General features: G+C 70.9%; 24 protein-coding genes. 12 read left to right on the forward strand and 12 right to left on the reverse strand.

What is annotated here, in order from left to right:
* Positions 1-2 precede the first annotated feature (2 nt).
* Together AB0F10_RS20530 and lpdA are read left to right on the forward strand one after the other, a co-directional pair.
* On the forward strand, positions 3-1,406 hold the full coding sequence (locus AB0F10_RS20530; RefSeq protein ID WP_360627070.1) for a family 43 glycosylhydrolase: 1,404 nt from the start codon (positions 3-5) through the stop codon (positions 1,404-1,406).
* 61 nt (positions 1,407-1,467) lie between these two features.
* Positions 1,468-2,865, forward strand: coding sequence for a dihydrolipoyl dehydrogenase (lpdA, locus tag AB0F10_RS20535; protein WP_360627073.1), 1,398 nt, complete (start codon positions 1,468-1,470; stop codon positions 2,863-2,865).
* A gap of 44 nt (positions 2,866-2,909) precedes the next feature.
* On the opposite strand, the gene AB0F10_RS20540 is transcribed toward lpdA, so the two are convergent.
* Positions 2,910-3,269 carry a hypothetical protein gene (locus AB0F10_RS20540; protein ID WP_360627076.1) on the reverse strand — a complete coding sequence of 120 codons (360 nt, stop codon included), beginning with the start codon at positions 3,267-3,269 and terminating at the stop codon, positions 2,910-2,912.
* A 175-nt stretch (positions 3,270-3,444) separates the two neighbouring features.
* Here AB0F10_RS20540 and AB0F10_RS20545 point away from each other — a divergent pair, with 175 nt between their 5' ends.
* Positions 3,445-4,263 (forward strand): PmoA family protein, encoded by an 819-nt coding sequence (locus AB0F10_RS20545; protein ID WP_360627079.1) that lies wholly within the window; start codon positions 3,445-3,447, stop codon positions 4,261-4,263.
* Positions 4,264-4,350: 87 nt separating this feature from the next.
* Here the strand turns inward: AB0F10_RS20545 and AB0F10_RS20550 are convergent, their stop codons facing one another.
* From AB0F10_RS20550 to AB0F10_RS20570, 5 genes are read right to left on the reverse strand one after another with little or no spacing between them, the layout of a single operon-like run.
* Positions 4,351-5,499: a Gfo/Idh/MocA family oxidoreductase gene (locus tag AB0F10_RS20550; protein ID WP_360627082.1), complete on the reverse strand. Its 1,149-nt coding sequence runs from the start codon at positions 5,497-5,499 to the stop codon at positions 4,351-4,353.
* Complete coding sequence (locus AB0F10_RS20555; protein WP_360627085.1) at positions 5,496-6,989, reverse strand: mannitol dehydrogenase family protein; 1,494 nt, start codon at positions 6,987-6,989, stop codon at positions 5,496-5,498. The genes AB0F10_RS20550 and AB0F10_RS20555 overlap by 4 nt, the downstream gene beginning before the upstream one ends.
* The gene (locus AB0F10_RS20560) at positions 6,980-8,281 is read right to left on the reverse strand and encodes an enolase C-terminal domain-like protein (protein WP_360627088.1); all 1,302 of its coding nucleotides are present in this window, start codon (positions 8,279-8,281) and stop codon (positions 6,980-6,982) included. Before AB0F10_RS20560 ends, AB0F10_RS20555 begins: the two co-directional genes overlap by 10 nt.
* Positions 8,278-9,681 carry a glucuronate isomerase gene (gene uxaC / locus AB0F10_RS20565; protein WP_360627091.1) on the reverse strand — a complete coding sequence of 468 codons (1,404 nt, stop codon included), beginning with the start codon at positions 9,679-9,681 and terminating at the stop codon, positions 8,278-8,280. The genes AB0F10_RS20560 and uxaC overlap by 4 nt, the downstream gene beginning before the upstream one ends.
* Positions 9,682-9,704: 23 nt before the next feature.
* The gene (locus tag AB0F10_RS20570; protein WP_360627094.1) at positions 9,705-11,024 is read right to left on the reverse strand and encodes a Gfo/Idh/MocA family oxidoreductase; all 1,320 of its coding nucleotides are present in this window, start codon (positions 11,022-11,024) and stop codon (positions 9,705-9,707) included.
* 228 nt (positions 11,025-11,252) lie between these two features.
* On the opposite strand from AB0F10_RS20570, the gene AB0F10_RS20575 reads away from it, so the two are divergent.
* The 7 genes from AB0F10_RS20575 (at position 11,253) to AB0F10_RS20605 (ending at position 17,455) form a co-directional block, all read left to right on the forward strand.
* Positions 11,253-12,305, forward strand: a complete 1,053-nt coding sequence (locus AB0F10_RS20575; protein WP_360627097.1) for a LacI family DNA-binding transcriptional regulator — start codon at positions 11,253-11,255, stop codon at positions 12,303-12,305.
* A gap of 5 nt (positions 12,306-12,310) precedes the next feature.
* Positions 12,311-13,648 (forward strand): extracellular solute-binding protein, encoded by a 1,338-nt coding sequence (locus AB0F10_RS20580; RefSeq protein ID WP_360627100.1) that lies wholly within the window; start codon positions 12,311-12,313, stop codon positions 13,646-13,648.
* A 104-nt stretch (positions 13,649-13,752) separates the two neighbouring features.
* Positions 13,753-14,634 (forward strand): sugar ABC transporter permease, encoded by an 882-nt coding sequence (locus AB0F10_RS20585; protein ID WP_360627136.1) that lies wholly within the window; start codon positions 13,753-13,755, stop codon positions 14,632-14,634.
* Positions 14,634-15,464: a carbohydrate ABC transporter permease gene (locus AB0F10_RS20590; protein WP_360627103.1), complete on the forward strand. Its 831-nt coding sequence runs from the start codon at positions 14,634-14,636 to the stop codon at positions 15,462-15,464. The genes AB0F10_RS20585 and AB0F10_RS20590 overlap by 1 nt, the downstream gene beginning before the upstream one ends.
* Positions 15,461-16,051, forward strand: coding sequence for a hypothetical protein (locus AB0F10_RS20595; protein WP_360627106.1), 591 nt, complete (start codon positions 15,461-15,463; stop codon positions 16,049-16,051). The genes AB0F10_RS20590 and AB0F10_RS20595 overlap by 4 nt, the downstream gene beginning before the upstream one ends.
* 58 nt (positions 16,052-16,109) lie before the next feature.
* On the forward strand, positions 16,110-16,604 hold the full coding sequence (locus tag AB0F10_RS20600; RefSeq protein ID WP_360627109.1) for a SigE family RNA polymerase sigma factor: 495 nt from the start codon (positions 16,110-16,112) through the stop codon (positions 16,602-16,604).
* Positions 16,605-16,615: 11 nt separating this feature from the next.
* A complete protein-coding gene (locus AB0F10_RS20605) occupies positions 16,616-17,455 on the forward strand; it encodes a hypothetical protein (RefSeq protein ID WP_360627112.1) in 840 nt (279 codons plus the stop codon).
* 111 nt (positions 17,456-17,566) lie between these two features.
* Here AB0F10_RS20605 and AB0F10_RS20610 read toward each other — a convergent pair whose 3' ends face one another.
* Positions 17,567-18,205: a class I SAM-dependent methyltransferase gene (locus tag AB0F10_RS20610; protein ID WP_360627139.1), complete on the reverse strand. Its 639-nt coding sequence runs from the start codon at positions 18,203-18,205 to the stop codon at positions 17,567-17,569.
* 29 nt (positions 18,206-18,234) lie between these two features.
* Here AB0F10_RS20610 and AB0F10_RS20615 point away from each other — a divergent pair, with 29 nt between their 5' ends.
* Together AB0F10_RS20615 and AB0F10_RS20620 are read left to right on the forward strand one after the other, a co-directional pair.
* Positions 18,235-18,528 carry a type II toxin-antitoxin system RelE/ParE family toxin gene (locus tag AB0F10_RS20615; RefSeq protein WP_360627115.1) on the forward strand — a complete coding sequence of 98 codons (294 nt, stop codon included), beginning with the start codon at positions 18,235-18,237 and terminating at the stop codon, positions 18,526-18,528.
* Positions 18,525-18,839, forward strand: a complete 315-nt coding sequence (locus AB0F10_RS20620) for a helix-turn-helix transcriptional regulator (protein WP_360627118.1) — start codon at positions 18,525-18,527, stop codon at positions 18,837-18,839. The genes AB0F10_RS20615 and AB0F10_RS20620 overlap by 4 nt, the downstream gene beginning before the upstream one ends.
* Positions 18,840-18,883: 44 nt before the next feature.
* Here AB0F10_RS20620 and AB0F10_RS20625 read toward each other — a convergent pair whose 3' ends face one another.
* The 5 genes from AB0F10_RS20625 to AB0F10_RS20645 form a co-directional block, all read right to left on the reverse strand.
* Complete coding sequence (locus AB0F10_RS20625; protein ID WP_360627121.1) at positions 18,884-19,942, reverse strand: magnesium and cobalt transport protein CorA; 1,059 nt, start codon at positions 19,940-19,942, stop codon at positions 18,884-18,886.
* 77 nt (positions 19,943-20,019) lie between these two features.
* A complete protein-coding gene (locus tag AB0F10_RS20630) occupies positions 20,020-20,190 on the reverse strand; it encodes a hypothetical protein (protein ID WP_360627124.1) in 171 nt (56 codons plus the stop codon).
* A gap of 71 nt (positions 20,191-20,261) precedes the next feature.
* Positions 20,262-20,579: a DUF3349 domain-containing protein gene (locus AB0F10_RS20635; RefSeq protein WP_360627127.1), complete on the reverse strand. Its 318-nt coding sequence runs from the start codon at positions 20,577-20,579 to the stop codon at positions 20,262-20,264.
* A gap of 12 nt (positions 20,580-20,591) precedes the next feature.
* Complete coding sequence (locus AB0F10_RS20640) at positions 20,592-20,903, reverse strand: hypothetical protein (RefSeq protein ID WP_360627130.1); 312 nt, start codon at positions 20,901-20,903, stop codon at positions 20,592-20,594.
* Positions 20,904-20,914: 11 nt separating this feature from the next.
* On the reverse strand, positions 20,915-22,135 hold the full coding sequence (locus AB0F10_RS20645; protein ID WP_360627133.1) for an inorganic phosphate transporter: 1,221 nt from the start codon (positions 22,133-22,135) through the stop codon (positions 20,915-20,917).
* Between the last annotated feature and the right edge of the window lie 131 nt (positions 22,136-22,266).

Raw genomic sequence — 22,266 nt, forward strand, 5'->3', positions numbered from 1 at the left:
TCATGACGAACGACATCAGCCGCCGTAACCTGCTCCGCGGCGGCCTGGGCGTCGCCGGCGTCGGCGCCCTCGCCGGGCCGGCCCTGGACCGTGGCGTGCCCTCCGACGCGCGGATCTACGGTGTGCCGACGGCCGACCCGCTGATCGAGCAGCGCGCCGACCCGTTCATCACGCCGCGGACCCGGGGGCGCTACTACTTCACCGGCTCGGTGCCCGAGTACGACCGTCTCGTCGTACGGGGGGCGACCACCATCGCCGGGCTCGCCACGGCGACCGAATCGGTGGTCTGGCGCCGCCCCGCGACGGGACCGATGGGCGGGCACATCTGGGCGCCGGAGCTGCACCGCATCGACGGCCGCTGGTACATCTACTTCGCCGCGGGCGACGCCGGCGACGTCTTCCGGATCCGGATGTACGTGCTGGAGTCGGCGCTGGCCGACCCGGCCGACCCGGCCGGCTGGACGCTGCGCGGCCAGGTCGCCACCGAGTGGGACGGCTTCTCGCTGGACGCCACCACCTTCGCGCACCGCGGCCGCCGCTACCTGGTGTGGGCGCAGAGCGAGCCGGAGATCGCGGTGAACTCCAGCCTCTACATCGCCGAGATGGGCTCGCCCTGGGCGCTGAAGAGCAAGCCGGTCCGGATCGCGACACCCACCCGGAGCTGGGAGATCCAGGGCTACCGGGTCAACGAGGGCCCGGCGGTGCTGGTCCGCAACGGGCGGGTCTTCGTGACCTTCTCGGCCAGCGCGACCGACGCCCGCTACTGCATGGGCCTGCTGACCGCGGACGCCCGCGCCGACCTGCTGGCGAACGCGTCCTGGAAGAAGACGCCGGACCCGGTCTTCGTCACCGACACCGCGACCGGGCGGTACGGGCCGGGACACAACAGCTTCACCGTCGCCGAGGACGGCGTCACCGACGTGCTGGTCTACCACGCCCGCGACTACCGCGACATCGTCGGCGACCCGCTCTACGACCCCAACCGGCACACCCGGGTGCAGCGGCTCTACTGGCACCCGGACGGCACACCGCTGTTCGGCGTGCCGGTGGGTGCGGGCGGGCCGATCGTCCGGCTCTCGCCCGCGGACGCGAGCGCGTGGTTCGTGCGGCACGACGACTCCTCCCTGGTCGTCGGCCCGCCCGGCCACGCGCTCGCGGACACCCAGTTCCGGTTCGTCGCCGCCGGGGACGGCACCGAGGCGATCCAGTCGGTCGATCTCCCCGAGCGGCACGTGCGGGTGGTGGACGGCGTGGTGCGCCTCGATGCCGGCACGCCGACGCGTTTCCGCAGGCTGCCGCAGGGCCGGGGCGTCAAGATCCAGCTCGCCGACGACGCCACCCGGTACCTGCGGCACCGGAACCAGACGGTGGTGACGGGCGACGCCTCGGTCTTCCTGCTCGGCTGAGCGGGTACTGCGGGATACTGCTTCCGTACCGATCTGACGTCGACGCGGAAGAGCACTCACCATGAGCGAGCACTACGACCTGATCGTCCTCGGCGCGGGACCGGGCGGCTACGTCGCCGCGATCCGTGCGGCCCAGCTCGGCCTGCGGACGGCCGTCGTGGAGGAGAAGTACTGGGGTGGTGTGTGCCTCAATGTCGGGTGCATCCCGTCGAAGGCCCTGCTGCGCAATGCCGAGCTGGCGCACATCTTCCACACCCAGGCGAAGACGTTCGGCATCACCGGCGAGGTGAGCTTCGACTTCGGTGCCGCCTTCGACCGCAGCCGCACGGTCGCCGACGGCCGGGTCAAGGGCGTGCACTACCTGATGAAGAAGAACAAGATCACCGAGTACGACGGGCGGGGCACCTTCCGCGACGCGAACACCCTCGAGGTCGCGCTGGGCTCCGGCGGCTCGAAGACCATCACCTTCGACAACGCGATCATCGCCACCGGGTCGACGGTCCGGCTGCTGCCCGGCGTCGAGCTCAGCGACAACGTGGTCACCTACGAGACGCAGATCCTCGACCGCGACCTGCCGGAGTCGATCGTCATCGTCGGCGCCGGCGCGATCGGCATGGAGTTCGGCTACGTCCTGAAGAACTACGGCGTCGACGTCACCATCGTCGAATACCTCGACCGGGCCCTGCCCAACGAGGACGCCGACGTGTCGAAGGAGATCACCAAGCAGTACCGCAAGCTCGGCATCCCGATCGTGGCGTCGGCCAAGGTGGAGACGGTGACCGACAAGGGCTCGTCGGTCGTGGTGACCTACACGAAGAACGGCCGCAGCGAGACGATCGAGGCGGCGCGGGTGCTGATGTCCGTCGGCTTCGCGCCCCGGGTCGAGGGCTTCGGCCTGGAGAACACCGGCGTCAAGCTCACCGACCGTGGCGCGATCGAGATCGACGATCACATGCGGACAAACATCCCCCACCTGTACGCGATCGGCGACGTCACCTCGAAACTGCAGCTCGCACACGTCGCGGAGGCCCAGGGCGTGGTGGCGGCGGAGACGATCGGCGGCGCCGAGACCATGACGCTGGGCGACTACCGGATGATGCCCCGGGCGACGTTCTGCCAGCCGCAGGTCGCCAGCTTCGGCCTCACCGAGCAGCAGGCCCGCGACGAGGGCTACGACGTGAAGGTCTCGTCGTTCCCGTTCACGGCGAACGGCAAGGCGCACGGGCTCGCCGAGCCCACCGGTTTCGTCAAGCTGGTCGCGGACGCGAAATACAACGAGCTGCTCGGCGGCCACCTGATCGGCCCGGACGTCTCCGAGCTGCTGCCCGAGCTGACCCTGGCGCAGAAGTGGGACCTGACGGCGAATGAGCTGGCCCGCAACGTGCACACCCACCCCACGCTGAGCGAGGCCCTGCAGGAGGCGTTCCACGGCCTGACCGGCCACATGATCAATCTTTAGCCGCTTCGTCTCCCGGCCGGCCCAGCTCGGCCGGGAACGGGCGCCTAGTCGTTCTGGCTGACGTACATCGGGACGTCGCGGCGCAGCATGTCCCGCATCATCGTCACCTCGTCGGCCGGCACCGCGCGCAACGCGGGCGGCAGGCCCTCCAGCACCGCCTCGAGCCCGAGGGCCCGGTTGGCGTTGTGGTGATAGAAGCGCAGCTCGGCCAGGTAGTCCGCGACAAGCATGGTCGCCTTGGCCGGGCTCTCCCGCCACAGCCAGGTGAACACATCGCCGAACGCGTCGCTGATCAGCGCCGCGCCGCCGGGTTCAAAGTGCATGAGGGTCAGCTCGGCCTCGTAGAACACCAGGCCGACGAACAGCTGGTCGAGAATGTGATCCGGTATTTCGCGGGTGCCCACATACGCATCCTCTCTGTTACCGGCTGCCCGTGGGGGCTCGCCGACCGCGATCTTCGGCCGGTCCGATGATCGCGCGCCCCGCCCGGAGGCTCCGGGACGGGGTCCGCGCGGTGCACAGTGGATCAAATTGCGCGGCGGTAACGACCTTAGCGGCCGAACGCGATACCGTCCGGGAATGCGAATAATGGTCGGCGATTCCGTCGTCGCGGAATATCAGGCCCAGCCGGACATAGATCGCCTTTTCGGCCCCCGCCCCTTCCTGCACCCGGTGCGCACCCTCGCCGGCGTCCAGGTGACCGACACCCTCCCGGAGGACCACCCCTGGCACCTCGGCGTCTCGGTCGCGATGCAGGACACCGACGGCGTCAACCTGTGGGGCGGCCGAACCTACGTCCGCGGCCGGGGCTACACCTGGCTCGAGGACCACGGCCGCATCGCCCACGTGGAGTGGCTACCCACGCCCGGCGACCCCGCACCCGGCGCCGGCTTCGCCGAACGCCTGCACTGGCTGAGCCCGGCGAACGAGGTCCTGCTCACCGAGATCCGCACGGTACGCGCCGACCCCGCGCCACTCGGCTGGAACCTGACCTTCTCGTACGAGCTGAGCAGCGCCCGCGACATCCGGCTCGGCAGCCCGGCGACGAACGGCCGCCCGGACGGCGCCGGCTACGGCGGCTTCTTCTGGCGCGCCGCACCCGGCCCCGCAACCACGTTCACCGCCAACCACGATGGCGAGGACGAGGTAAACGGCACCACCGACCCTTGGGTGGCACTGACCGGCCCCGGCCCGTACACCCTGGTATTCCGTGGCCTGACCGACAACGACCGCTGGTTCGTCCGAACAGAAAACGGCGGCTACGCCGGCGTCTGCGCAGCCCTGGCCTTCGAAAAGGAACTGGTCCTACGCCCCGGCACCCCACTGTCGCGAACCCTGACCGTCCTGATCGCAGACGGCCTATTGACCCGCGACCAGATCGAGCCCCTGCCAACGTGACCCAGGCAGCACCGCCCCCGAAAGAAACGGCCCGGCTATCCACCCCCGGCCCAGACCGTCAAAGCGCAACCGAATGGAATCCACCCGCTATCCCGTTGTCTGCAACAGACTCTCGGTGAATGCGGGCACAGCCCAGGCAACCCCCGACTCGGCAGGAAGCCGCATCGTCTCAGCAGCCTCGCGCAGCACCGCGTTGATGCCCCCGATGACCCGCACCCGCCCCGGCGGCGCACCGACCGAGGTGACAAAGGCCTCGTCGACCAGATGCGGCGCGGGCACCCCCGCACCGGCCAGCGCCTGCACCACGGTGGTGAAGTCCGCCGTACGCGCGAGCGGCGCCACCAGCGGGTGGCGGCCGGGATCCCGGCGGTGGGCGATGAGGTTCTCGAGCAGGTCGATACGGCCGGCCGGCGCCGCCGCCCCCGGCATGACCAGCCGATCCGTCGGATACTCCAGCACCGCCCGCCCGGCCGAGCCGGTGACCATGACCTCGCCCGGGATGAAGTCCTCCCCCGCGAGCGTCACCGCGGCCATCAGCCGCAGTCCCCCGCCGAAGGTGATCCGGGCAAAGGCGGTGTCGTCGACCTCGATGTCCCGGGTCCGGTACCGCTCGGCCTCCAGCAGGACCGGATGGCCGGCGCCCGCCGCGGCGGCGACCGCCAGGCTCTGCATCACCGCGTGCGCGAGCGGGTTGACCAGGGCACCGTCGAGCACCGGCCGCCCGTCGACGCTGCGCCGCCCCGACCACGGCGCGCGAGCGTAATAGGCGTCGTCGCGCCGCCAGGAGGCCACCGTCGCGACGGCGCCGACCGTTCCGAGCAGGCCGGCCCCGACCGCGTCGAAGAGGTGCCGCGCGGCGAGGGAGCCGAGCGCCTGGAACCCGACCTGGCAGGACCGGCCGGCCTCCGCCGCGGCCGCCTCGAGGATCGCGTGCGCCGCCCGGGTGGGCACCGGCGGCTTCTCCAGCAGCAGGTCGCAGCCGGCGTCGAGGGCGTCGAGGGCGATCGCCAGGTGGGTGTGCGGCGGCGTGCAGATCACCACGATGTCGGGCCGGGTCGCCGCGAGCAGCGCGCGATGGTCCGCGAAGGTTGCCACCCCGGGCGGCACCTCGTCGATCGGCTGGACGTCCGCCAGGGCGACCAGCCGCAGCACCCCGCCCGCCTCGAGCTCGGCGATCCGACGCCGATGGGCCCGGCCGTGCCCGTTGGCGCCGACGAGCGCCACCCGGGCGGTCATGTCGCCCCGGCGAGCGTCGCCTCGACGCCGTGCCGGTCGAGGGCGGTCAGCCATTCGATCACGAGCTCGCGGACCGTGTCGTCGCCGGTCAGCTCGGCCGGGAAGACCGCGTCCAGGCCGAACAGCGCGTCGGCGACGGCCCGCGGTGCCGACGACGGCGCCGCCGCCAGCCGTTCGCGGATCTCGGCGGCGAGCGGATCGTCGAGTTCCAGGGCCCGCCCGTCGTCCGTGCGGCCCTGGACGAACCGCATCCACCCGGCGACGACCAGCGCGGCCCAGCGCGGCGTGGCGCCGGCCGCGCGGCAGTCCAGGATGGTGTTCAGCACCCGCTGCGGCAGCTTCTGCGAGCCGTCCATCGCCACCTGCCGGGTCGCGTGCGCGATCGCGGGGTTCGCGAAGCGGTCCAGCACCGATGCGCCGTATTCGACCACGGACACGCCCGGCGGGGGCTTCAGGCTGACCGCGACGTCCTCGGCGACGAAGCGCCGCACCGCCGCGCGCATCCCCGGGATCTCCAGGGCGGTGGCGATGGTCTCGCGCCCGGCCACCGCGCCGAGGTACGCGATCGCCGAGTGCACGCCGTTGAGGGTGCGCAGCTTCAGCCGTTCCCACGGGCCGGCGTCCGTCGTGAGCACCGCGCCGGCCAGGTCCCACGCCGGCCGGCCGCCGGGGAACCGGTCCTCGATCACCCACTGCCGGTACGGCTCCCCGTGCACCGCGGCCAGGTCGCGCGCGCCGAGGGCGGCCTCGGCGACGGCGAGGGTGGCCGGGGTGCTCGCGGGCACGATCCGGTCGACCATGGTGCCGGGGAAGGTGACGCTGTCGCGCAGCCAGTCGCCGAAGGCCCCGGTGCCGCCCGGCACCAGCACCCGGGCCTGCTCGACCATTCCGTGCAGCCGGCGCCCGTTCGACGAGAAGTTGTCGCAGCTGACCACGGCGATCGGGCCGGCGTCGGCGCGGTAGCGGGCGAGCAGGCCGCGGACCACCAGCCCCGGGATGGTGGCCGGCGGCCCCGCGGTGGCCAGGTCGGCCAGCAGCGTGTGGTCGACGGCGAGTTCGCCGGTCACCGGGTCGAGCCGGTGCGCCTTCTCGGTGACGGTCAGCGTCACCACCCGGATGGCCGGGTCGGCGAGCAGGGCGATGATGCCGCCCGGGTCGGCCGCGGCGTGCCGGACCCCGGACAGGGCGCCGATCACCCGGGTACGCGGGCCCGCGCCGGACAGGCTCGTCACGCTGAACAGCCGGTCCTGCGCCAGCAGGCCGGCCACGATGCCGGCCGAGCGCGGCGCGACGCCGACGATGCCCCAGTCGCCGCCGGCCGTGGCGACGGCCTCCTCGGTGTACACGGCCTGGTGCGCCCGGAAGAAGGCGCCGAGCCCGAGGTGGACGATCCCCGCCGGTACGCCGCCGGGGCGCAGCAGCGGCCGGCTGTGCTGCGGCAGCCGGCTCAGGGTGCCGAGCCCGAGCAGCGGCGTGGTGGTCACCGCCATGCCGGGCCGCCGGGGAAGGAGAATTCGGCGATGGACGCGGCGCGCATGGTGGCGCTGTAGCCGGGCTGGTCCGGCAGCAGGTAGCGGCCGCCCTGGGTGCGTACCGGATCCTCGAAGTGCTCGTGCAGGTGATCCACGTATTCGACCATCCGTCCGTCCAGCGCGGTGCCGACCCGCAGGTAGTCGAAGACGGCCAGGTGCTGCACGAGCTCGCAGAGCCCGACCCCGCCGGCGTGCGGGCAGACCGGCACGCCGAACTTGGCGGCCATCAGCAGCTCGGCGAGGACCTCGTTGACGCCCGCGACCCGGCAGGCATCGACCTGCATGACGCCGATCGCCTCGGCCTGCAGCAGCTGTTTGAAGATCACCCGGTTCGCGGCGACCTCGCCGGTCGCCACCCGGCAGCGCCCGCCGGTGAGCCCGGCGACGGCCCGGTTGATCCGGGCGTGGCCGAGGATGTCGTCGGCGTGGGTGGGTTCCTCGATCCAGTACGGGTCGAACTCGGCGAGCCGGCCCATCGCGGTGATCGCCTCGTCGACGTCCCACACCTGGTTGGCGTCCATCATCAGCAGGGCGTCCGGGCCGATCTCGTCGCGGATGAGCCGGGCCCGGCGCACGTCGTCCTCGAGGTCGCCGCCGACCTTCATCTTCATCGCCCGCCAGCCCTGCGCGTACGCCTCCCGGGCCAGCTCGCGGACCTTGTCGTCGGGGTAGCCGAGCCACCCCACCGAGGTGGTGTACGACGGGAATCCGTCCCGGGTCAGCTCGGCCAGCCGCTCCGCCATCCCGGCCTGGCCCTTGTCCAGGATCTCCGCCGCCTCGGCGGGGGTGAGCGCGTCGCCGATGTGGTGGAAGTCGACGCAGGCGACGAGTTCGTCGGTCGAGAGCTCGGCGAGCAGCCGCCACAGCGGCACGCCGGCGGACTTCGCCCGCAGGTCCCACACCGCGTTGACCAGCGCGCCGGTCGCCATGGCGATGACGCCCTTCTCCGGCCCGATCCAGCGCAGCTGCGGATCGGCGGTCAGGCTCCGGACGAACCCGGCCGGGTCGGCGTTCAGCTCGGCGAGGCTGCGCCCGGTGACGTGGTGGGCGAGGGCGCGTGCGGCGGCGCAGGTGATCTCGTTGCCGCGCCCGTTGGTGAACGTGAACCCGGCGCCTGCGTGCGGCCCGTCGGTGTGCAGCTCGACGTAGGTCGCGGAGTAGTCGCCGCGGTTGATCGCGTCGGAGCCGTCGCCGGCCGCGGCGGTCGGGAAGCGCACGTCGTGCACGTCGACCGATTCGATCCTGGTCATAGGCGGAACACCTTCTTCGGCAGGTGGTAGGCGAGGTCGGCGATGGTCTCGGCGGCCTCGTCGAGCGGGAGCCGGCCCTCGGCGACGAGCCGGGCGAGGTAGGCCGCGTCGGCGCGGCGGGCCACCTCGTGGCGGACCGGGATGGAGCAGAACGCCCGGGTGTCGTCGGCGAAGCCGGCGGTGTTGTAGAAGCCGGCCGTCTCGGTCACCGCGTCGCGGTAGCGCCGCAGGCCGTCCGGGGAGTCGAGGAACCACCACGGCGCGCCGAGGTACAGCGCGGCGTAGCCGCCGGCGAGCGGCGCGAGTTCGCGGGTGAACACGTCCTCGTCGAGGGTGTAGAGCACCAGCCGCAGCCGCGGGTCGTTCCCGTACGCCTCCAGCAGCGGCGCGAGGGCGTTCACGTAGTCGGTCGCCTGCGGGATGTCGCCGCCGACGTCGCGGCCGTGCATGGCGTGCAGGCTGCGGTTGTGGTTGCGTACGGCGCCGGGGTGCAGTTGCAGCACCATCCCGTCCTCGATCGACATCCGGGCGAACTCGACGAGCATGTGCCCGCGGAACGCCTCGGCGTCGGCGGCCGAGGCGCGCCCGCGCAGGCCCCGCTCGAACAGCCGCGCCGCCTCGGACGAGGTCAGCAGGACGGTGTGCGCGCTCGGGTGGCCGTGGTCGGACGAGGTCGCGCCCGCGGCCTGGAACGCCTGCCGCCGCGACCGCAACGCGGCGAGGTATCCCCGGTAGGTGGCGGTGTCCTCGCCGGTGATCTCGCCGAGCCGGGCCACCGACGAGGCCCACCCGTCGAACTCCATGTCGACCACGTCGTCGGGGCGGAAGGTGGTGATGACCCGGCCGCCGGGGCCGCCCCAGCCGTCCGCGGCCAGCTTGGCGTGCCGGCTGAGGTCGTCCAGCGGCGACTCGGTGGTGGCCAGCACCTCGATGCCGAACCGCTCGAACAGGGCGCGGGGCCGGAACGCGGGCTCGGCGAGGCGTTCCGCGACGGTGTCGTAGATCTGGTCGGCGGTGTCCGGGCCGAGCCGGGTGCCGACGCCGAAGACGGCGGACAGCGTGCGCTCCATCCAGAGCCGCGACGGCGTGCCGCGGAACAGGTACCAGTTCTCGGCGAGCAGCCGCCAGATCGCCCGCGGGTCCTGTTCGACGGGCACGCCGACGCGGCTGGGCACGCCGAGCCGGGCGAGCGGTATGCCCTGGCTGAGCAGCATCCGGGTGACGTAGTGGTCGGGCACGATGAGCAGGCGGGCCGGGTCGGGGAAGGGCTCGTCGCCGGCGAGCAGGCCGGGGTCGACGTGGCCGTGCGGGGAGATCAGCGGCAGCTCCCGGACGAGCTCGTACAGCTCCCGGGCGATGTCTCGCTGCCGGGGTTCGGCCGCGAACAGCAGGTCGGACATGGATACCTCAGATCGGCAGCGGGTCAGGGCAGGTCGAGCAGGTCCGCGACGCGGACCGGGGCTCCGGTGGAGATGGAGCGGTTGGCGGCGAGGCCGGTGAGCAGGGCGAGGGTGCCGTCGCGCGCGGTGGCGGAGCGGTGCATGGGGTCCTCGGCGGCGCCGAACAGCACGGCGGTCATCCGGACGTCCGCGCCGCCGTGCCCGCCCCGGGAGTACGCCGCGGGCAGCGGCAACTCGCGCGGCGGCGACCAGAACGGCCGCAGCGTCAGCGAGGCCCGGCCGTGCTCGACGGCGGCGGTCACCCCGTGCAGCGCGGCGCCCTTGACCTCGCCGGCCCCGCCGGGGCTGACGTGGTCGCTCTCCACCACCTCGAGCTCGAGCCGGCCCCGGCTGCCGTTGAACATGACCCGGTAGCCCTCCCATGGCGCGTACGCGGTCAGGTGGTAGGTCATCGTGGCGCCGGTGTCGTAGCGCACCAGCACCGCGAGGTCGTCCTCGATCGTCACGCCGGGCGCGAAGACGTTCACGTCGCGCCGGTAGCCGTCGTCGGCCTCGGCGTCGAGGTAGAGCTCGCGCAGCCGGGGGTTGTCCCGCAGGCTCAGGGCGAACGGGTCGCCCTGCGCGGCCGGGTGTGCGTGCGCGCGCGGGTAGTCGCGGGCGTAGCCGTGCCGGCGCCCGTTCTCCCCGTAGAAGAAGAGCCGGCCGTCGGCGTACACCTGCGTCGGCGCGGCGCCGAGCCACCAGTTGACCAGGTCGAAGTGGTGCCCGGACTTGTGCACCAGCAGCCCGCCGGAGTTGGCCTTCTCGCGGTGCCAGCGCCGGAAGTAGTCGGCGCCGTGCCGCACGTCGAGCAGCCATTCGAAGTGGACCGAGCCGATCTCGCCGATCTCGCCCCCGGCGAGCACCTCCCGGACGGCCTCGTGCAGCGGGTTGAAGCGGTAGTTGAAGGCGACCGACACCCGGCGGCCGGTCCGCTCGACGGCGTCCAGGATGCGCCGGCAGCCCTCGACGTCGACGGTCATCGGCTTCTCGGTGATCACGTCGCAGCCGGCGTCGAGGGCTGCCACCGCGTAGTCGGCGTGGGTGCGGTCGACGCTGGTGACCAGCACCTCGTCGACGCGTTCCGCGCTGAGCATCGCGGCGAAACCGTCCGGCGCGAAGGTGGGCACCGGCCGGGCGCCGAGCTCGGTCAGCCAGCGGTTGTGCGCCGCCATCCGGCTCGGGTTGACGTCGGCGAGACCGACCAGTTCGGCCGTGCCGGCGTGATCGAGGGCCAGGGCGCGCACGAACATCTCCGCCCGGGCACCGGCACCGACCAACGCGTAGCGCCGTCGTTCCTCCACCGCGCCTCACCTCCTGCAAACGTTTGCAGCAGAACTAAACACGTCGATGCCCGGTCGTCAAGAAATCCGCACCTCTTTGTAGCGATTTATCCGTGTTGGCGCGAGTTCAATGCGGACAGCGGACACGAAGCCGCAATAAATGACCGTTGACAGAGCTACAACCGTTTGCATTAATTGGCCACCAGAGTGACCCCGACCACATCCACCTCCATCGAAGGAAGGGCCGGCGTGCCAGCCACGATTCGCGACGTCGCACGGGAGTCCGGAGTGCACATCTCCACGGTCTCCCGGACGTTCTCGGCGCCGCACCTGGTCAACCCGGAGACCCGGACCCGCGTGCTGGCCTGCGCCGAGCAACTCGGCTACCGGCCCAACCGGGCGGCCCGGGCGCTGATCACCGGCCGCACGTACAACGTCGGCCTGATCGTCGCCGACATCGCCAACCCGTTCTTCCCACCCTTGATCAAGGCCGCGGAGAGCCAGGCCCGGCAGCGGGATTACCACATCTTCGTCGCCGACTCCAATGAGGACCCGGCGGTCGAGGAGGACCTGGTCCGGGCCCTGGCCAAGCAGGTCGACGGCATCCTGCTGTGCAGCCCCCGGATGAGCAACAGCCTCATCGAGCTGCTCAGCCGGGAGGTGCCGCTGGTCGTCGTCAACCGGGCGATCGCCGGCCTGCCGACCGTCGTCATGGACGTGGCGCAGGGCGCCCGGCTCGCGGTCGAGCACCTGGCCGGGCTCGGCCACCGCTCGATCGGCCTCATCGCCGGGCCGCGCGGCTCCTGGACCAGCAAGGAGATCCGGCGCTCGGCGGCGACCGCGACCCGGGCCGCCGACGCCGAGCTCACCGTCATCGGCCCCAACCCGCCCAACGAGCACGGCGGCGCGGCCACGGCCGAGCACGTCCTGCGCAGCGGCGTCACCGCCGTGCTCGCCTACAACGACCTCATGGCCATCGGCCTCATCGAGGGCCTGCACGCACACGGCGCGCGGGTCCCCCGGGACATCAGCGTCGTCGGCATAGACGACATCGCGCTGAGCCGCCTGATCCACCCCAAGCTGACCACGGTGGCGACACCTGCCGCCGCCGCGGGACGGGCGGCCGTCGACATGCTCCTAGCGCACGGCGACGACCGCCGAACCACCGCACACGCGAGCCTTCAGACCGAACTGGTCATCCGCGACTCGACGGGACCGGGCCCGGATCCGCACAGCCATGCGGATCCGGGCTACGCGGCTGCCGCCGCCCCCGACGCTGTCGCCTCCTACGCCAAGGAGTGAGCGCCATGCACCCCGACAAAACCCCGACGGCGATCGCGCAAACCACGCGCGGCCACCGTACCGCGACCAGGCGACGGCTTCTCGCCGCGGCCCTGGTCATACCCCTGGCCCTCGGCGTCGCCGCCTGCGGCGGTGACGACGATTCGAGCGACCCGAACGGCAAGATCGAGCTGTCCATCTTCTGGTGGGGCGCGGAGAAGCGCGCCGAGCTGACCGAGAAGGCGCTCGACCTCTACACCTCGAAGCACCCCAACGTCACCTTCAAGAAGACCTGGCAGGCCAACCAGGGCTACTTCGACAAGCTCGCCACGCTCACCGCGGGCGGCAACGCGCCCGACATCTTCCAGATCGACGACAACTACATCTCCGAGTACGCGAGCCGCAACGTCACCCTCGACCTGACCCCGTACTCGGGCAACGGCAAACTCGACCTGTCGAAGTTCCCGCCCGGCCTGCGCGACTACGGCGTCGTGGAGGGCAAGCTCGCCGGCGTCGCGTTCGGCGAGAACACCCAGGGCCTGGTCTTCGACAAGACCCTGCTGGACAAGCACAAGCTGCCGTCGCCCAAGACCGGGATGAGCTGGGCCGACTTCATCACCTGGGCGGAGAACGTCTCCAAGGTTACGAAGGTGCCCGGCACCCAGGACCCCAGCGCCGTCTACCAGGCGTTCTGGGTGTGGCTGCGCCAGCAGGGCAAGGACCTCTACAAGGGCAACGAGCTCGGCTTCACCGAGCAGGACGTCACCGGCTGGTTCGAGCTCTGGAAGGGCGCCCGCGCGCGCGGTGCCACGCCCACCCCGGACGTCATCCACGAGGGCAACGCCACCGACATCAGCAAGCAGCTGGTGGTCACCGGCAAGGCCGACACCTCCTGGGTCTGGGCCAACCAGATGCCGGAGCTGAAGAAGAACACCGAGAGCGAACTGGGCGTCATCGCGTACCCCGGCGACCAGAAGGCGCAGTGGGCCCGCGCCTCGATGTACTTCTCGGTGTTCCGCGGCAGCCCGAAGAAGGACGCCGCCGTCGACGTGGTGAACTTCCTCGCCAACGATCCCGAGGCCGGCATGATCCTCGGAACCGACCGGGGCCTGCCGTCCAACCTCGACATCCGCAAGCTCGTCGAGGACAGCACCACCGACCCGAACATGAAGCAGACCATCGCGTTCCAGAACGAGCTGGGCAAGACCTTCGGGCCGGCTCCGGCCGTACCGATCAAGGGTCACAGCAAGGTGCGCAGCGAGCTGGTGCGGATCGCCGAGGAGGTCCAGTTCGGCCGGCAGACGCCGGCGCAGGGCGCCGCGGCGTTCGTCGCCGCCGCCAAGGCCGCGATCGGGCAGGGCTGACGGTCGACGTGACCACGGTGCGACCGGCACAGAGCCGACTCCGAACCGTCCCCCCGGGCCCTGCCGAACGGCAGGGCCCGCGCGGGCGAAGGCACAGCGAGAACCTGCCGGGGTACGTGTTCCTCTCACCCTGGCTGCTCGGGCTGTTCGCGATCACGGCAGTCCCGATGCTGCTCTCGCTCTACCTCAGCTTCACCGACTACGACGTGCTCACCCCCCTGTCGGAGGCGAACTGGGTGGGCTGGGCCAACTACGAGCGGATGTTCACCGCCGACCCGTCCTACTGGCACGCGGTCGTCGTCACGTGCACGTTCGCGTTCGTCGCCGTGCCGCTGAAGCTGGCCGCCGCGCTCGGGGTGGCGATGCTGCTCAACCGGGCCATCCGCGGCATCGGCGTGTTCCGGGGCCTGTTCTACCTGCCGTCGCTGCTCGGCGGCAGCGTGGCGCTGGCCATCGTCTGGGTCAACATGTTCAACCGCGACGGCGCCTTCAACTCCTTCCTGGGGCTGTTCGGCATCGAGGGCGCGCCCTGGGTGAACGACCCGGCCTGGGCCCTGGAGACCCTGATGCTGCTGGCCATCTGGCAGTTCGGCGCCCCGATGGTGATCTTCCTGGCCGGCCTCAAGCAGGTACCCACGGAGCTGTACGAGGCCGCCTCGGTCGACGGCGCCGGGGCCTGGCGGCAGTTCCGCAACGTGACCCTGCCCATGCTGTCCCCGGTGATCTTCTTCAACCTGGTGCTGGAGACGATCAACGGCTTCCAGGGCTTCACCTCCGCCTTCGTGCTCAGCAACGGCACCGGCGGGCCCGTCGACTCGACCCTGATGTACACCCTTGACCTCTACATCAAGGGCTTCGTCGAGCTGGACATGGGCTACGCCTCGGCGATGGCCTGGGTGTTCCTGCTCGCCATCGGCCTGATCACGGTGGTGCTGTTCCGCACCGGCCGGTTCTGGGTCCACTACTCCGACGGCGAGGACCGCTGATGCGTAGCCGGCTGCGCCTGCTCATCCTGATCGTGATCCTGGCGATCGTGCTCTACCCGCTGGTCTGGATGGTGGGCACCTCGTTCAAGTCACCGCAGGAGATCGCCAGCAACATCGGGCTGATCCCCCGCGATCTCACCCCGGGCAACTTCGCCGCGGGCTGGCAGAAGTTCGACGTCGGATTCGGCCGCTTCTTCATGAACAGCGCAATGGTCTCCGCGCTGACCGTGGTCGGCAACACGGCGTCCTGCCTGCTGGCCGCGTACGCGTTCGGCCGGTTGAGGTTCCGCGGGCGCAAGTTTTGGTTCGCCATCATGATCGCGACCCTGCTGCTGCCCGGGCACGTGCTGATCATCCCGCAGTACATCCTGTTCCGGACGCTCGGCTGGGTCGGCGGCGACTGGCCGTACCTGCCGCTGCTGGTGCCGCAGTTCCTGGCCACCGAGGCGTTCTTCGTGTTCCTGATCGTGCAGTTCATGCGCGGCATCCCGCGCGAGCTGGACGAGGCCGCGAAGATCGACGGCGCCTCGCCGTACGCGGTGTTCAAGCACGTCATCCTGCCGCTGAGCCGCCCGGCGCTGGTCACGACGGCGATCTTCTCGTTCATCTGGACCTGGAACGACTTCTTCCGGCAACTGGTCTACCTGTCCGAGTTGCAGGACTACACGGCGCCGGTGGCGCTCACCCTGTTCATCGACTCGACGAGCGAAAGCTCGGTCGGCCCGATGTTCGCGATGTCGCTGCTCTCGCTGATCCCGGTGTTCATGTTCTTCGTGGCGTTCCAGCGCATGCTCGTCGAGGGCATCAACACCAGCGGGCTCAAAGGATGAGACGGGACTGGCGCGACACCGTACAGGTCGCGACCGACCTGGCGCTGCTCGGCCTGGTCGTCACCGTGGCGGCGCTCCCGCTGGTCCCCGCGGGCGCCGCCGCCGCGGCCGGCAGCGCCGCGGTGCACCACCACCTCGAGCACGACCGGTGGCCGACGGCGCGCCTGAGCTGGGCCGTCTTCCGCCGCGCCCTCGCGCCCGGCCTGCTCGCCGGTCCGGCCTGTGCGGCGGCGGTCGCCCTGATCGTCGTCGACCTCCTTGCCGTACGCCGGAGCGCGGTGCCCGGTGGCACGCCCCTGCTGGTGCTCACCGCCGTCCTGGCAGCGGCCGCCGCCGGGTACGCGGGTCTGATGATCGTGGCGATCGGCGCCCACCCGGAGCGGCCGTGGCGCTGGGCCGCCCGGGAGGTGCCGCTGACCCGGGCGCTGGCCGCGGCGACCGGGGTGCTCGTGCTCGCCGGCCTGCTCGCCGCCCTGGTGCACCCGGTCCTGGTGCCGGTGCTGGCCGGCTACGCCCTGTTCGCGCTCCACGTGGTCGCCCGCCGGTACGCCCGGCCGGCCCACGGGGGAGAATTTCTCGCCGAGTGATGCAACCCCGCGGCGTGCCGGGCTCGTGTTTACCGGGACCGCACGGATTGGGGTGAGAATGAGCGATCGCGACGCGGCGTTCGCCGAGTACTTCGCGGCCAGGTCAGGGGCCATGCGCGGCACGGCGTTTCTGCTCTGCGGGGACTGGCACCGGGCCGAGGACCTGGTACAGGCCGCATTCACCAAGCTCTACGTGCATTGGAACCGGGTGGCACGGCACGAGGCGCTTGACCCGTACGTCCGAAAGGTGCTGATTCGCACCTTCATCGACGACGGACGGCGGGGCTGGTGGCGGCGGGAACGCCCGCAGGAAACCCCCGTCGACCTTCCCGCGGCGCAGGCGCACACGGACGACCGGGTGGTGCTCATGCGGGCGCTGGCCGCGGTGCCGGCGCGGCAGCGGGCGGTGCTGGTCCTGCGCTACTGGGAGGACATGTCGGTCGAGGAGGCCGCAAGGGCCCTGAACTGCTCGCCCGGCACCGTCAAGAGCCAGGCGGCGCGCGGGCTGGCCTCGCTGCGCTCGCTGGTGCCCCCACCCGTCAACGCCGAATGAGGAGAGGCACCGTGAACGAGAACGACCTGCGCGAAGCCATGCGCAGCACCCTGGTGGCCACCCCGGAGCCGCCGCCGATGGACTCCGCGACCGCGCTCACCGCGGGCCGCCGGGCCGCCCGGCGCCGGATGACGCTGGCCGGCGCCGGAGCCGCAACGGTCCTGGCCACGCTGGGCATCGCGGCCGCCGGCCCCGGGCTGAACCTGCTCCCCGGCGACCACACCACCCCCTGGGCGGCCCCCGCCTCGGAACCGGCGATCCCCCTGCCCACCGACACCAAACCGTCGTGGCCGATCGACGGCGACGGCAGGCCGCAGCAGGATGCGACCGCCCGCTCCGGCCTCCGCTACGAGCAGGGAAAACGCGTCCTGAACGGCATCCTGGCGGTAGTGCCGGACGGCTACGTCACGCCCACCGGCAACGCAGGCGACGGAATCCCGCTGCAGGACCACCAGGCCGCGGTCGAGGGCGACGGATCCTGGGGCTACCTGGCCTCCGCCGCCGTGGCCAAGGACAAGGGCACCGGGCGGCTGCTGGTGGAGGTGCACACCAAGGACAACAAGCTCGCCAAGGAGCCGTGCGCGCTCGCCCGCGAATTCTGGGGCCTGGGCGGAACCTGCGAACGGACCACCGTCGCAAAGGCGACGGTCGGCGTGGTGGTCACTCCCGGCACCGACCGGCGGCTGGACCAGTGGGCGGCGTACCGGTACCCGGACGGCACGGTGGTCTTCGTCGCGCAGTCCCGCAGCGCCACGAACTTCGAGAGCGGCCTGAAGCCCCTCGACGAACTGCCCCTCACCGTGCCGCAACTCGCCGCCCTCGCCACCGACGACCGCTTCCACCTCCAGTAAGGCACCCCAGATCGCATGAGTCCCGGCCCCGCCCCCGGGACTCATGCGAGGCAACCTGCTGGGATTCGCGCTGACGCACGCCCGCTCGCAACTCGCCACCGCGCGGAACACTCAATCGCCGGCAGGGCGGCACAGCGTCAAGGACTGGAACCGGTAGCCGCGACCGGTGTCGACGGGGTGGAAGTCGACGACATCGAACCGGGCGGCGGCGGCAAATCCGAGCAACTGCTCATCGGTACGCCAGGAGAAGAACCGCGGCGGCACGTGCTGGTCACCGTCGATGGGGCCTTCACGGCTCTCCTCGGCACCGTACGTGCCGACGAAGAAGTGGCCACCGGGGCGCAGCACCGCCCGGATCGCCGCGAGGACCGCCGGCAGGTCCCGGTTGGGCACGTGCAGCAGGCAGTTCATCGCGAACACCGCGTCGAACGAGCCGGCCGCGAAGTCCAGGTGCAGGAAGTCCATCACGTGGGCCTCGAGGCCCTTGGCCCGGCAGTGCTCGACCATGACCGGCGACAGGTCGGCCGCCACCACGGCCAGGCCCTCCCGCTGGAAGAACACGCTGTCCTGCCCGGTGCCCGCCCCGACCTCCAGCAGCCGGGCGCCCGGGGCCAGCCGGTCCCGGAAGGCCTGCCGCTCCTCAACCTTCCACGGCTCCTTGGCAAGCCCGTCCCGCCAGTCCGCACGCGTGTCATACGCCTGACGCAGCGGATCGAGCACCTCGTCATACCGAACACTCATACCGACGATTATCGACAACCCCGGACGTCTTCCGATCGGTGAACGTCGCCATCGAAATGCTCGCCGAGGTAGGGCCGGCACTCGGACGTCCCATGGTGGACACGTTGCACGGGTCGGTCATCAGCAACCTCAAGGAACTGCGACCCCGATCGGGCCGTGACGTCGCGATCCGCGTGTTGTTCGTCTTCGACCCGTGGTCGCAGGCGGTGCTGCTGGTGGCCGGTAACAAGGCCGGCGCCTGGACTCGGTGGTACAAAACGGCGATCCCGATCGCGGAAGCGGCGTACGACGGTTGGCTGGCTACGGAGAGGAAGCGGAGGGACGACTCGTGAGCGAGTTCCACGATTGGGAGGACCTCCGTGCGGAACTGCACGATGGGGACGACGATGCCCTTGCGGCCGAGCGGGCGCGGACCGAGGCCTGGATCAGTGCATTTCATCTGGCCGAGGAGCGCAAGCGACTGGGTTTGACTCAGCGGCAGGTGGCGGAGTTGATGGGTGTTTCACCGGGACGGGTCAGCCAGATCGAGAACGGGGACCTCGACGCCAACGAGGTCGCGACGCTGAGCCGGTACGCGCGGGCGCTGGGCGCCCGGATGCGGATCATCTTCGACTACGGCAACGATCTTCGGCAGATCGCTTGAGACATGGGCCCGGGGACTTGTGATGAGTGGCCGGGCCGGTGTGGTCAGAGCCAGCCGGCTCGGCGTAGGCGGCGGTGGAGGGCGAAGGCGCTGAGCACCATGACGGCGAGCACCCCGACGTAGCCGTAGCGCCAGTGCAGCTCCGGCATGAAGTCGAAGTTCATGCCGTAGATGCCGGCGATGGCGGTCTGCAGCGCGGCTATCGCGGCCCACGAGGCGATCTTGCGCATGTCGTTGTTCTGCGCGACGGTCACCTGCGCGAGCCGGGCCTGCAGGATCGAGGTGAGCAGGTCGTCGTAGCCGAGGATCTGTTCCACGACGCGGGCGTGGTGGTCGGCGACGTCGCGGAAGTAGCGGCGGATCTCCTTGGGCAGCGTGATGGCCTGCCGGTCGACGATGGTGGCCAGGGGCCGCTGCAGCGGCAGGACGGCCGCCTTGAACTCCATCAGTTCGCGCTTGAACTGGTAGATCTGTTCGATGCCGAGGTTCGGGTTGCGGCTGAACGCCGACACCTCGACGGCGTCCAGGTCGGTCTGCATGGCGTCGGCGATGCCGACGTAGCCGTCGACGACCCGGTCGAAGACGGCGTGCACGACCGCCCACGGGCCCTGCGCCAGCAGCTCCGGCCTGGCCTCGAGGTCGGCGCGCACCGGCCGCAGTTCGCCGACGTCGCCGTGGCGCACGGTCACGACGAAGTCCTCGCCGACGAAGATCCGGGCCACGCCGGTGTGGACGATCTCGCTGGTGTCGGTGAGCTCGGCGTGCTCCACATATTGCGCCGCCCGCACGATGAGGAACGTGACGTCCTCGTAGCGTTCGAGCTTGGGCCGCTGTTCCTGCTGCAGCACGTCCTCGACGGCGAGCGGGTGCAGCCCGAAGATCTCCGCGATGCCGGCGAACGTCTTCTCGTCCGGCTCGTGCAGGCCGATCCACACGAACGCGCCCTCGGTGCGGCGGGCCTCCTCATACAGCGCGGACACATCCGGTACGCCGGGATCGCGGGTTCCGTCCCGGTAGAGCGCACAATCCACCACCGCGGGCGTCAGATCGGGGTCGACCGGTTCGGCGTCCACCGGCAGGTGCACTCCCGCTTGCTCGATCATGATGCCTCCCGCCGATCGCCTCAGTGAGCAATTTCAACCTGGCCCCGGGAACTCCGCCCTGGCCACGTTGAAAGGGCTCAGTCCTTGATCGAGTCCCGGCCGCGCTGCACCAGCAGGGGGTCCGCGGCGTAGACCACCGACGTGTCCTTGCCCTCGTAGTCGAACTGGTTGAGGAAGAACCGCATCGCGTTGATGCGGGCGCGCTTCTTGTCGTTGCTCTTGATCGAGGTATTCGCGGAACTTCTCACGTATCACCCGTCGAGTATCGATTGACGTGACCGCAATGTGGTAGCGGCAAGGTGAACAGACGGCGGTGCTCTCAGTCGCGCGGCGGATCGGCCAGCGGCCAGCCGCCGGCCGCGAGGTGTGCGGAGACCCGGGCGACGTCCTCGGGCCGGGCGCGCTGCAGGGCCGAGGCTTTGATCATCTTCTCGATGTCGTCCGCGCTGACCGGCTCGTCGTTGAAGACCGATTCGTCCGCGAGCGCCCGCGAGATCCTGTGCACCTCGTCCTCCGTGAGGGTGCGCTGCAGCAGCCCCAGCAGGACCACGTAATCCTGCCGCGGCACGCCGGTCGGGTACCCGGCGCGCAGCCACTCCACGGCACGGCTGAGGAAGTTCGACCGCAGGTCACTCACCAGAGCCCACCCTCACTTGTCGACGATCGCCGGGAGGACGTGCTCGAAGCTCAGCGTCTTGCCGAGGCCGGACACGACGATGAACGTGATGCCCAGGACGACGCCGAGCAGCACAGCCGCGAACAGGATCCAGGCGACGACGGTGCCGATGGGGTGTGGCACCGGGCCGGTCACGCCGGTCTCGTGCACCTCGGCGTCGCCGCCGGCGCCGTAGGCCAGCGCCCGCACGCCGAGCCCGAACAACGCCGGCAGGCCGGCGCCGAGGACGAGGCCGGCGACGAGCACCCGCCAGGCGCCGTCGGCGGCGAATCTCAGGTTCTCCATGGTCCGACCTCTCAGTTGCCGGCGCCGACCGGCGTCCGGTTCCCGCTGGGGGTTTCCTGCCACTCGTCGTTGACGTTGGTGTGGTCGACCGGCGCCCGGCGCGAGCGCAGATACATCGCCGTGGCCGCGACGACCAGCAGCACGAAGATCAGCAGCGCGCCCAGGAGGCCGCCGACCAGGTCGCCGATAAACCACGTCACCCCGCCGACCACGGCCGCAGCCGGGATCGTGAGGGCCCAGGCGATCACCATCCGCCCGGCGACCGCCCAGCGCACGGCGGCGCCGCGCCGGCCCACCCCGCTGCCCAGGATCGATCCGGTGGCGACCTGGGTGGTGGACAGCGCGAAGCCGAGATGGCTGGAGGACAGGATGACCGCGGCCGACGCCGACTCGGCCGCGAAGCCCTGCGGCGGGGAGATCTCGACCAGGCCCTTGCCCAGGGTACGCATGATCCGCCAGCCGCCCAGGTAGGTGCCGAGCGAGATCGCCAGGGCGCAGACCAGCTTGACCCAGAACGGGATGTTGCCGGTGTCGGTCCATTCACCCGCCGCGATGAGGGCAAGGGTGATCACACCCATGGTCTTCTGCGCGTCGTTGGTGCCGTGCGCCAGCGACACGAGCGAGGCGCTGCCGATCTGCCCCCATCGGAATCCGCTGTCGGTGAACCGCGCGGCGACACCGGTGGTCACCCGATAGATCAGCCAGGTGCCGACCGTCGCGACCAGACCCGCGATCACCGGCGAGATCAGCGCCGGCAGCAGCACCTTGCCGACCACGCCGTCGAGCTTCGATCCGTTGCCGGTCCAGTTCACCCCGGCCCAGCCGAGGCCCGCGATCGTGGCGCCGATCAGCCCGCCGAACAGCGCGTGCGACGAACTCGACGGAAGCCCGAGCAGCCAGGTGACCAGATTCCAGATGATGCCGCCGACCAGCCCGGCCAGCACGATCAACAAAAGGTCGGCGCCGCCGTTGCCGATCAGGTCCGGCTTCGGGGTCCCGTCCGGGTTCTGAATCTTCACCACCGCATTGGTGACGGTCAATGCCACCTCGATGGACAGGAACGCGCCGATCAGATTCAGCGTCCCGGAAAGGCCGACCGCCACCTTGGGCCGGAGCGCGCCGGTCGCGACGGACGTCGCCATCGCGTTCGCGGTGTCATGGAACCCGTTGGTGAAGTCGAACGCCAGCGCAGTGACGACCACCAGGGTGAGAAGAACGGCAGTATCGGTCACTCCTGAATCGTCATCCCGGCGAAGATCGATGGAAAGCCGGGGCGGGCGGCCAATCCAAGAGTTCGATACCTGTCAACCCTCCCTTAACCCGCGCCGGTAACCGGCCTTCCGCCATTCGGCGACGGGCGCCC

Source organism: Actinoplanes sp. NPDC026623 (assembly GCF_040638275.1).
Taxonomy (GTDB): Bacteria; Actinomycetota; Actinomycetes; order Mycobacteriales; family Micromonosporaceae; genus Actinoplanes.

Excerpts from the sequence above, each read along its gene's own strand:
- AB0F10_RS20530 (WP_360627070.1), top strand. The coding sequence starts at position 3 with ATGACGAACGACATCAGCCGCCGTAACCTGCTCCGCGGCGGCCTGGGC.
- lpdA (WP_360627073.1), top strand. The coding sequence starts at position 1,468 with ATGAGCGAGCACTACGACCTGATCGTCCTCGGCGCGGGACCGGGCGGC.
- AB0F10_RS20545 (WP_360627079.1), top strand. The coding sequence starts at position 3,445 with ATGCGAATAATGGTCGGCGATTCCGTCGTCGCGGAATATCAGGCCCAG.
- AB0F10_RS20550 (WP_360627082.1), bottom strand. The coding sequence starts at position 5,499 with ATGACCGCCCGGGTGGCGCTCGTCGGCGCCAACGGGCACGGCCGGGCC.
- AB0F10_RS20555 (WP_360627085.1), bottom strand. The coding sequence starts at position 6,989 with ATGGCGGTGACCACCACGCCGCTGCTCGGGCTCGGCACCCTGAGCCGG.
- AB0F10_RS20560 (WP_360627088.1), bottom strand. The coding sequence starts at position 8,281 with ATGACCAGGATCGAATCGGTCGACGTGCACGACGTGCGCTTCCCGACC.
- uxaC (WP_360627091.1), bottom strand. The coding sequence starts at position 9,681 with ATGTCCGACCTGCTGTTCGCGGCCGAACCCCGGCAGCGAGACATCGCC.
- AB0F10_RS20580 (WP_360627100.1), top strand. The coding sequence starts at position 12,311 with ATGCACCCCGACAAAACCCCGACGGCGATCGCGCAAACCACGCGCGGC.
- AB0F10_RS20590 (WP_360627103.1), top strand. The coding sequence starts at position 14,634 with ATGCGTAGCCGGCTGCGCCTGCTCATCCTGATCGTGATCCTGGCGATC.
- AB0F10_RS20595 (WP_360627106.1), top strand. The coding sequence starts at position 15,461 with ATGAGACGGGACTGGCGCGACACCGTACAGGTCGCGACCGACCTGGCG.
- AB0F10_RS20600 (WP_360627109.1), top strand. The coding sequence starts at position 16,110 with ATGAGCGATCGCGACGCGGCGTTCGCCGAGTACTTCGCGGCCAGGTCA.
- AB0F10_RS20625 (WP_360627121.1), bottom strand. The coding sequence starts at position 19,942 with ATGATCGAGCAAGCGGGAGTGCACCTGCCGGTGGACGCCGAACCGGTC.
- AB0F10_RS20640 (WP_360627130.1), bottom strand. The coding sequence starts at position 20,903 with ATGGAGAACCTGAGATTCGCCGCCGACGGCGCCTGGCGGGTGCTCGTC.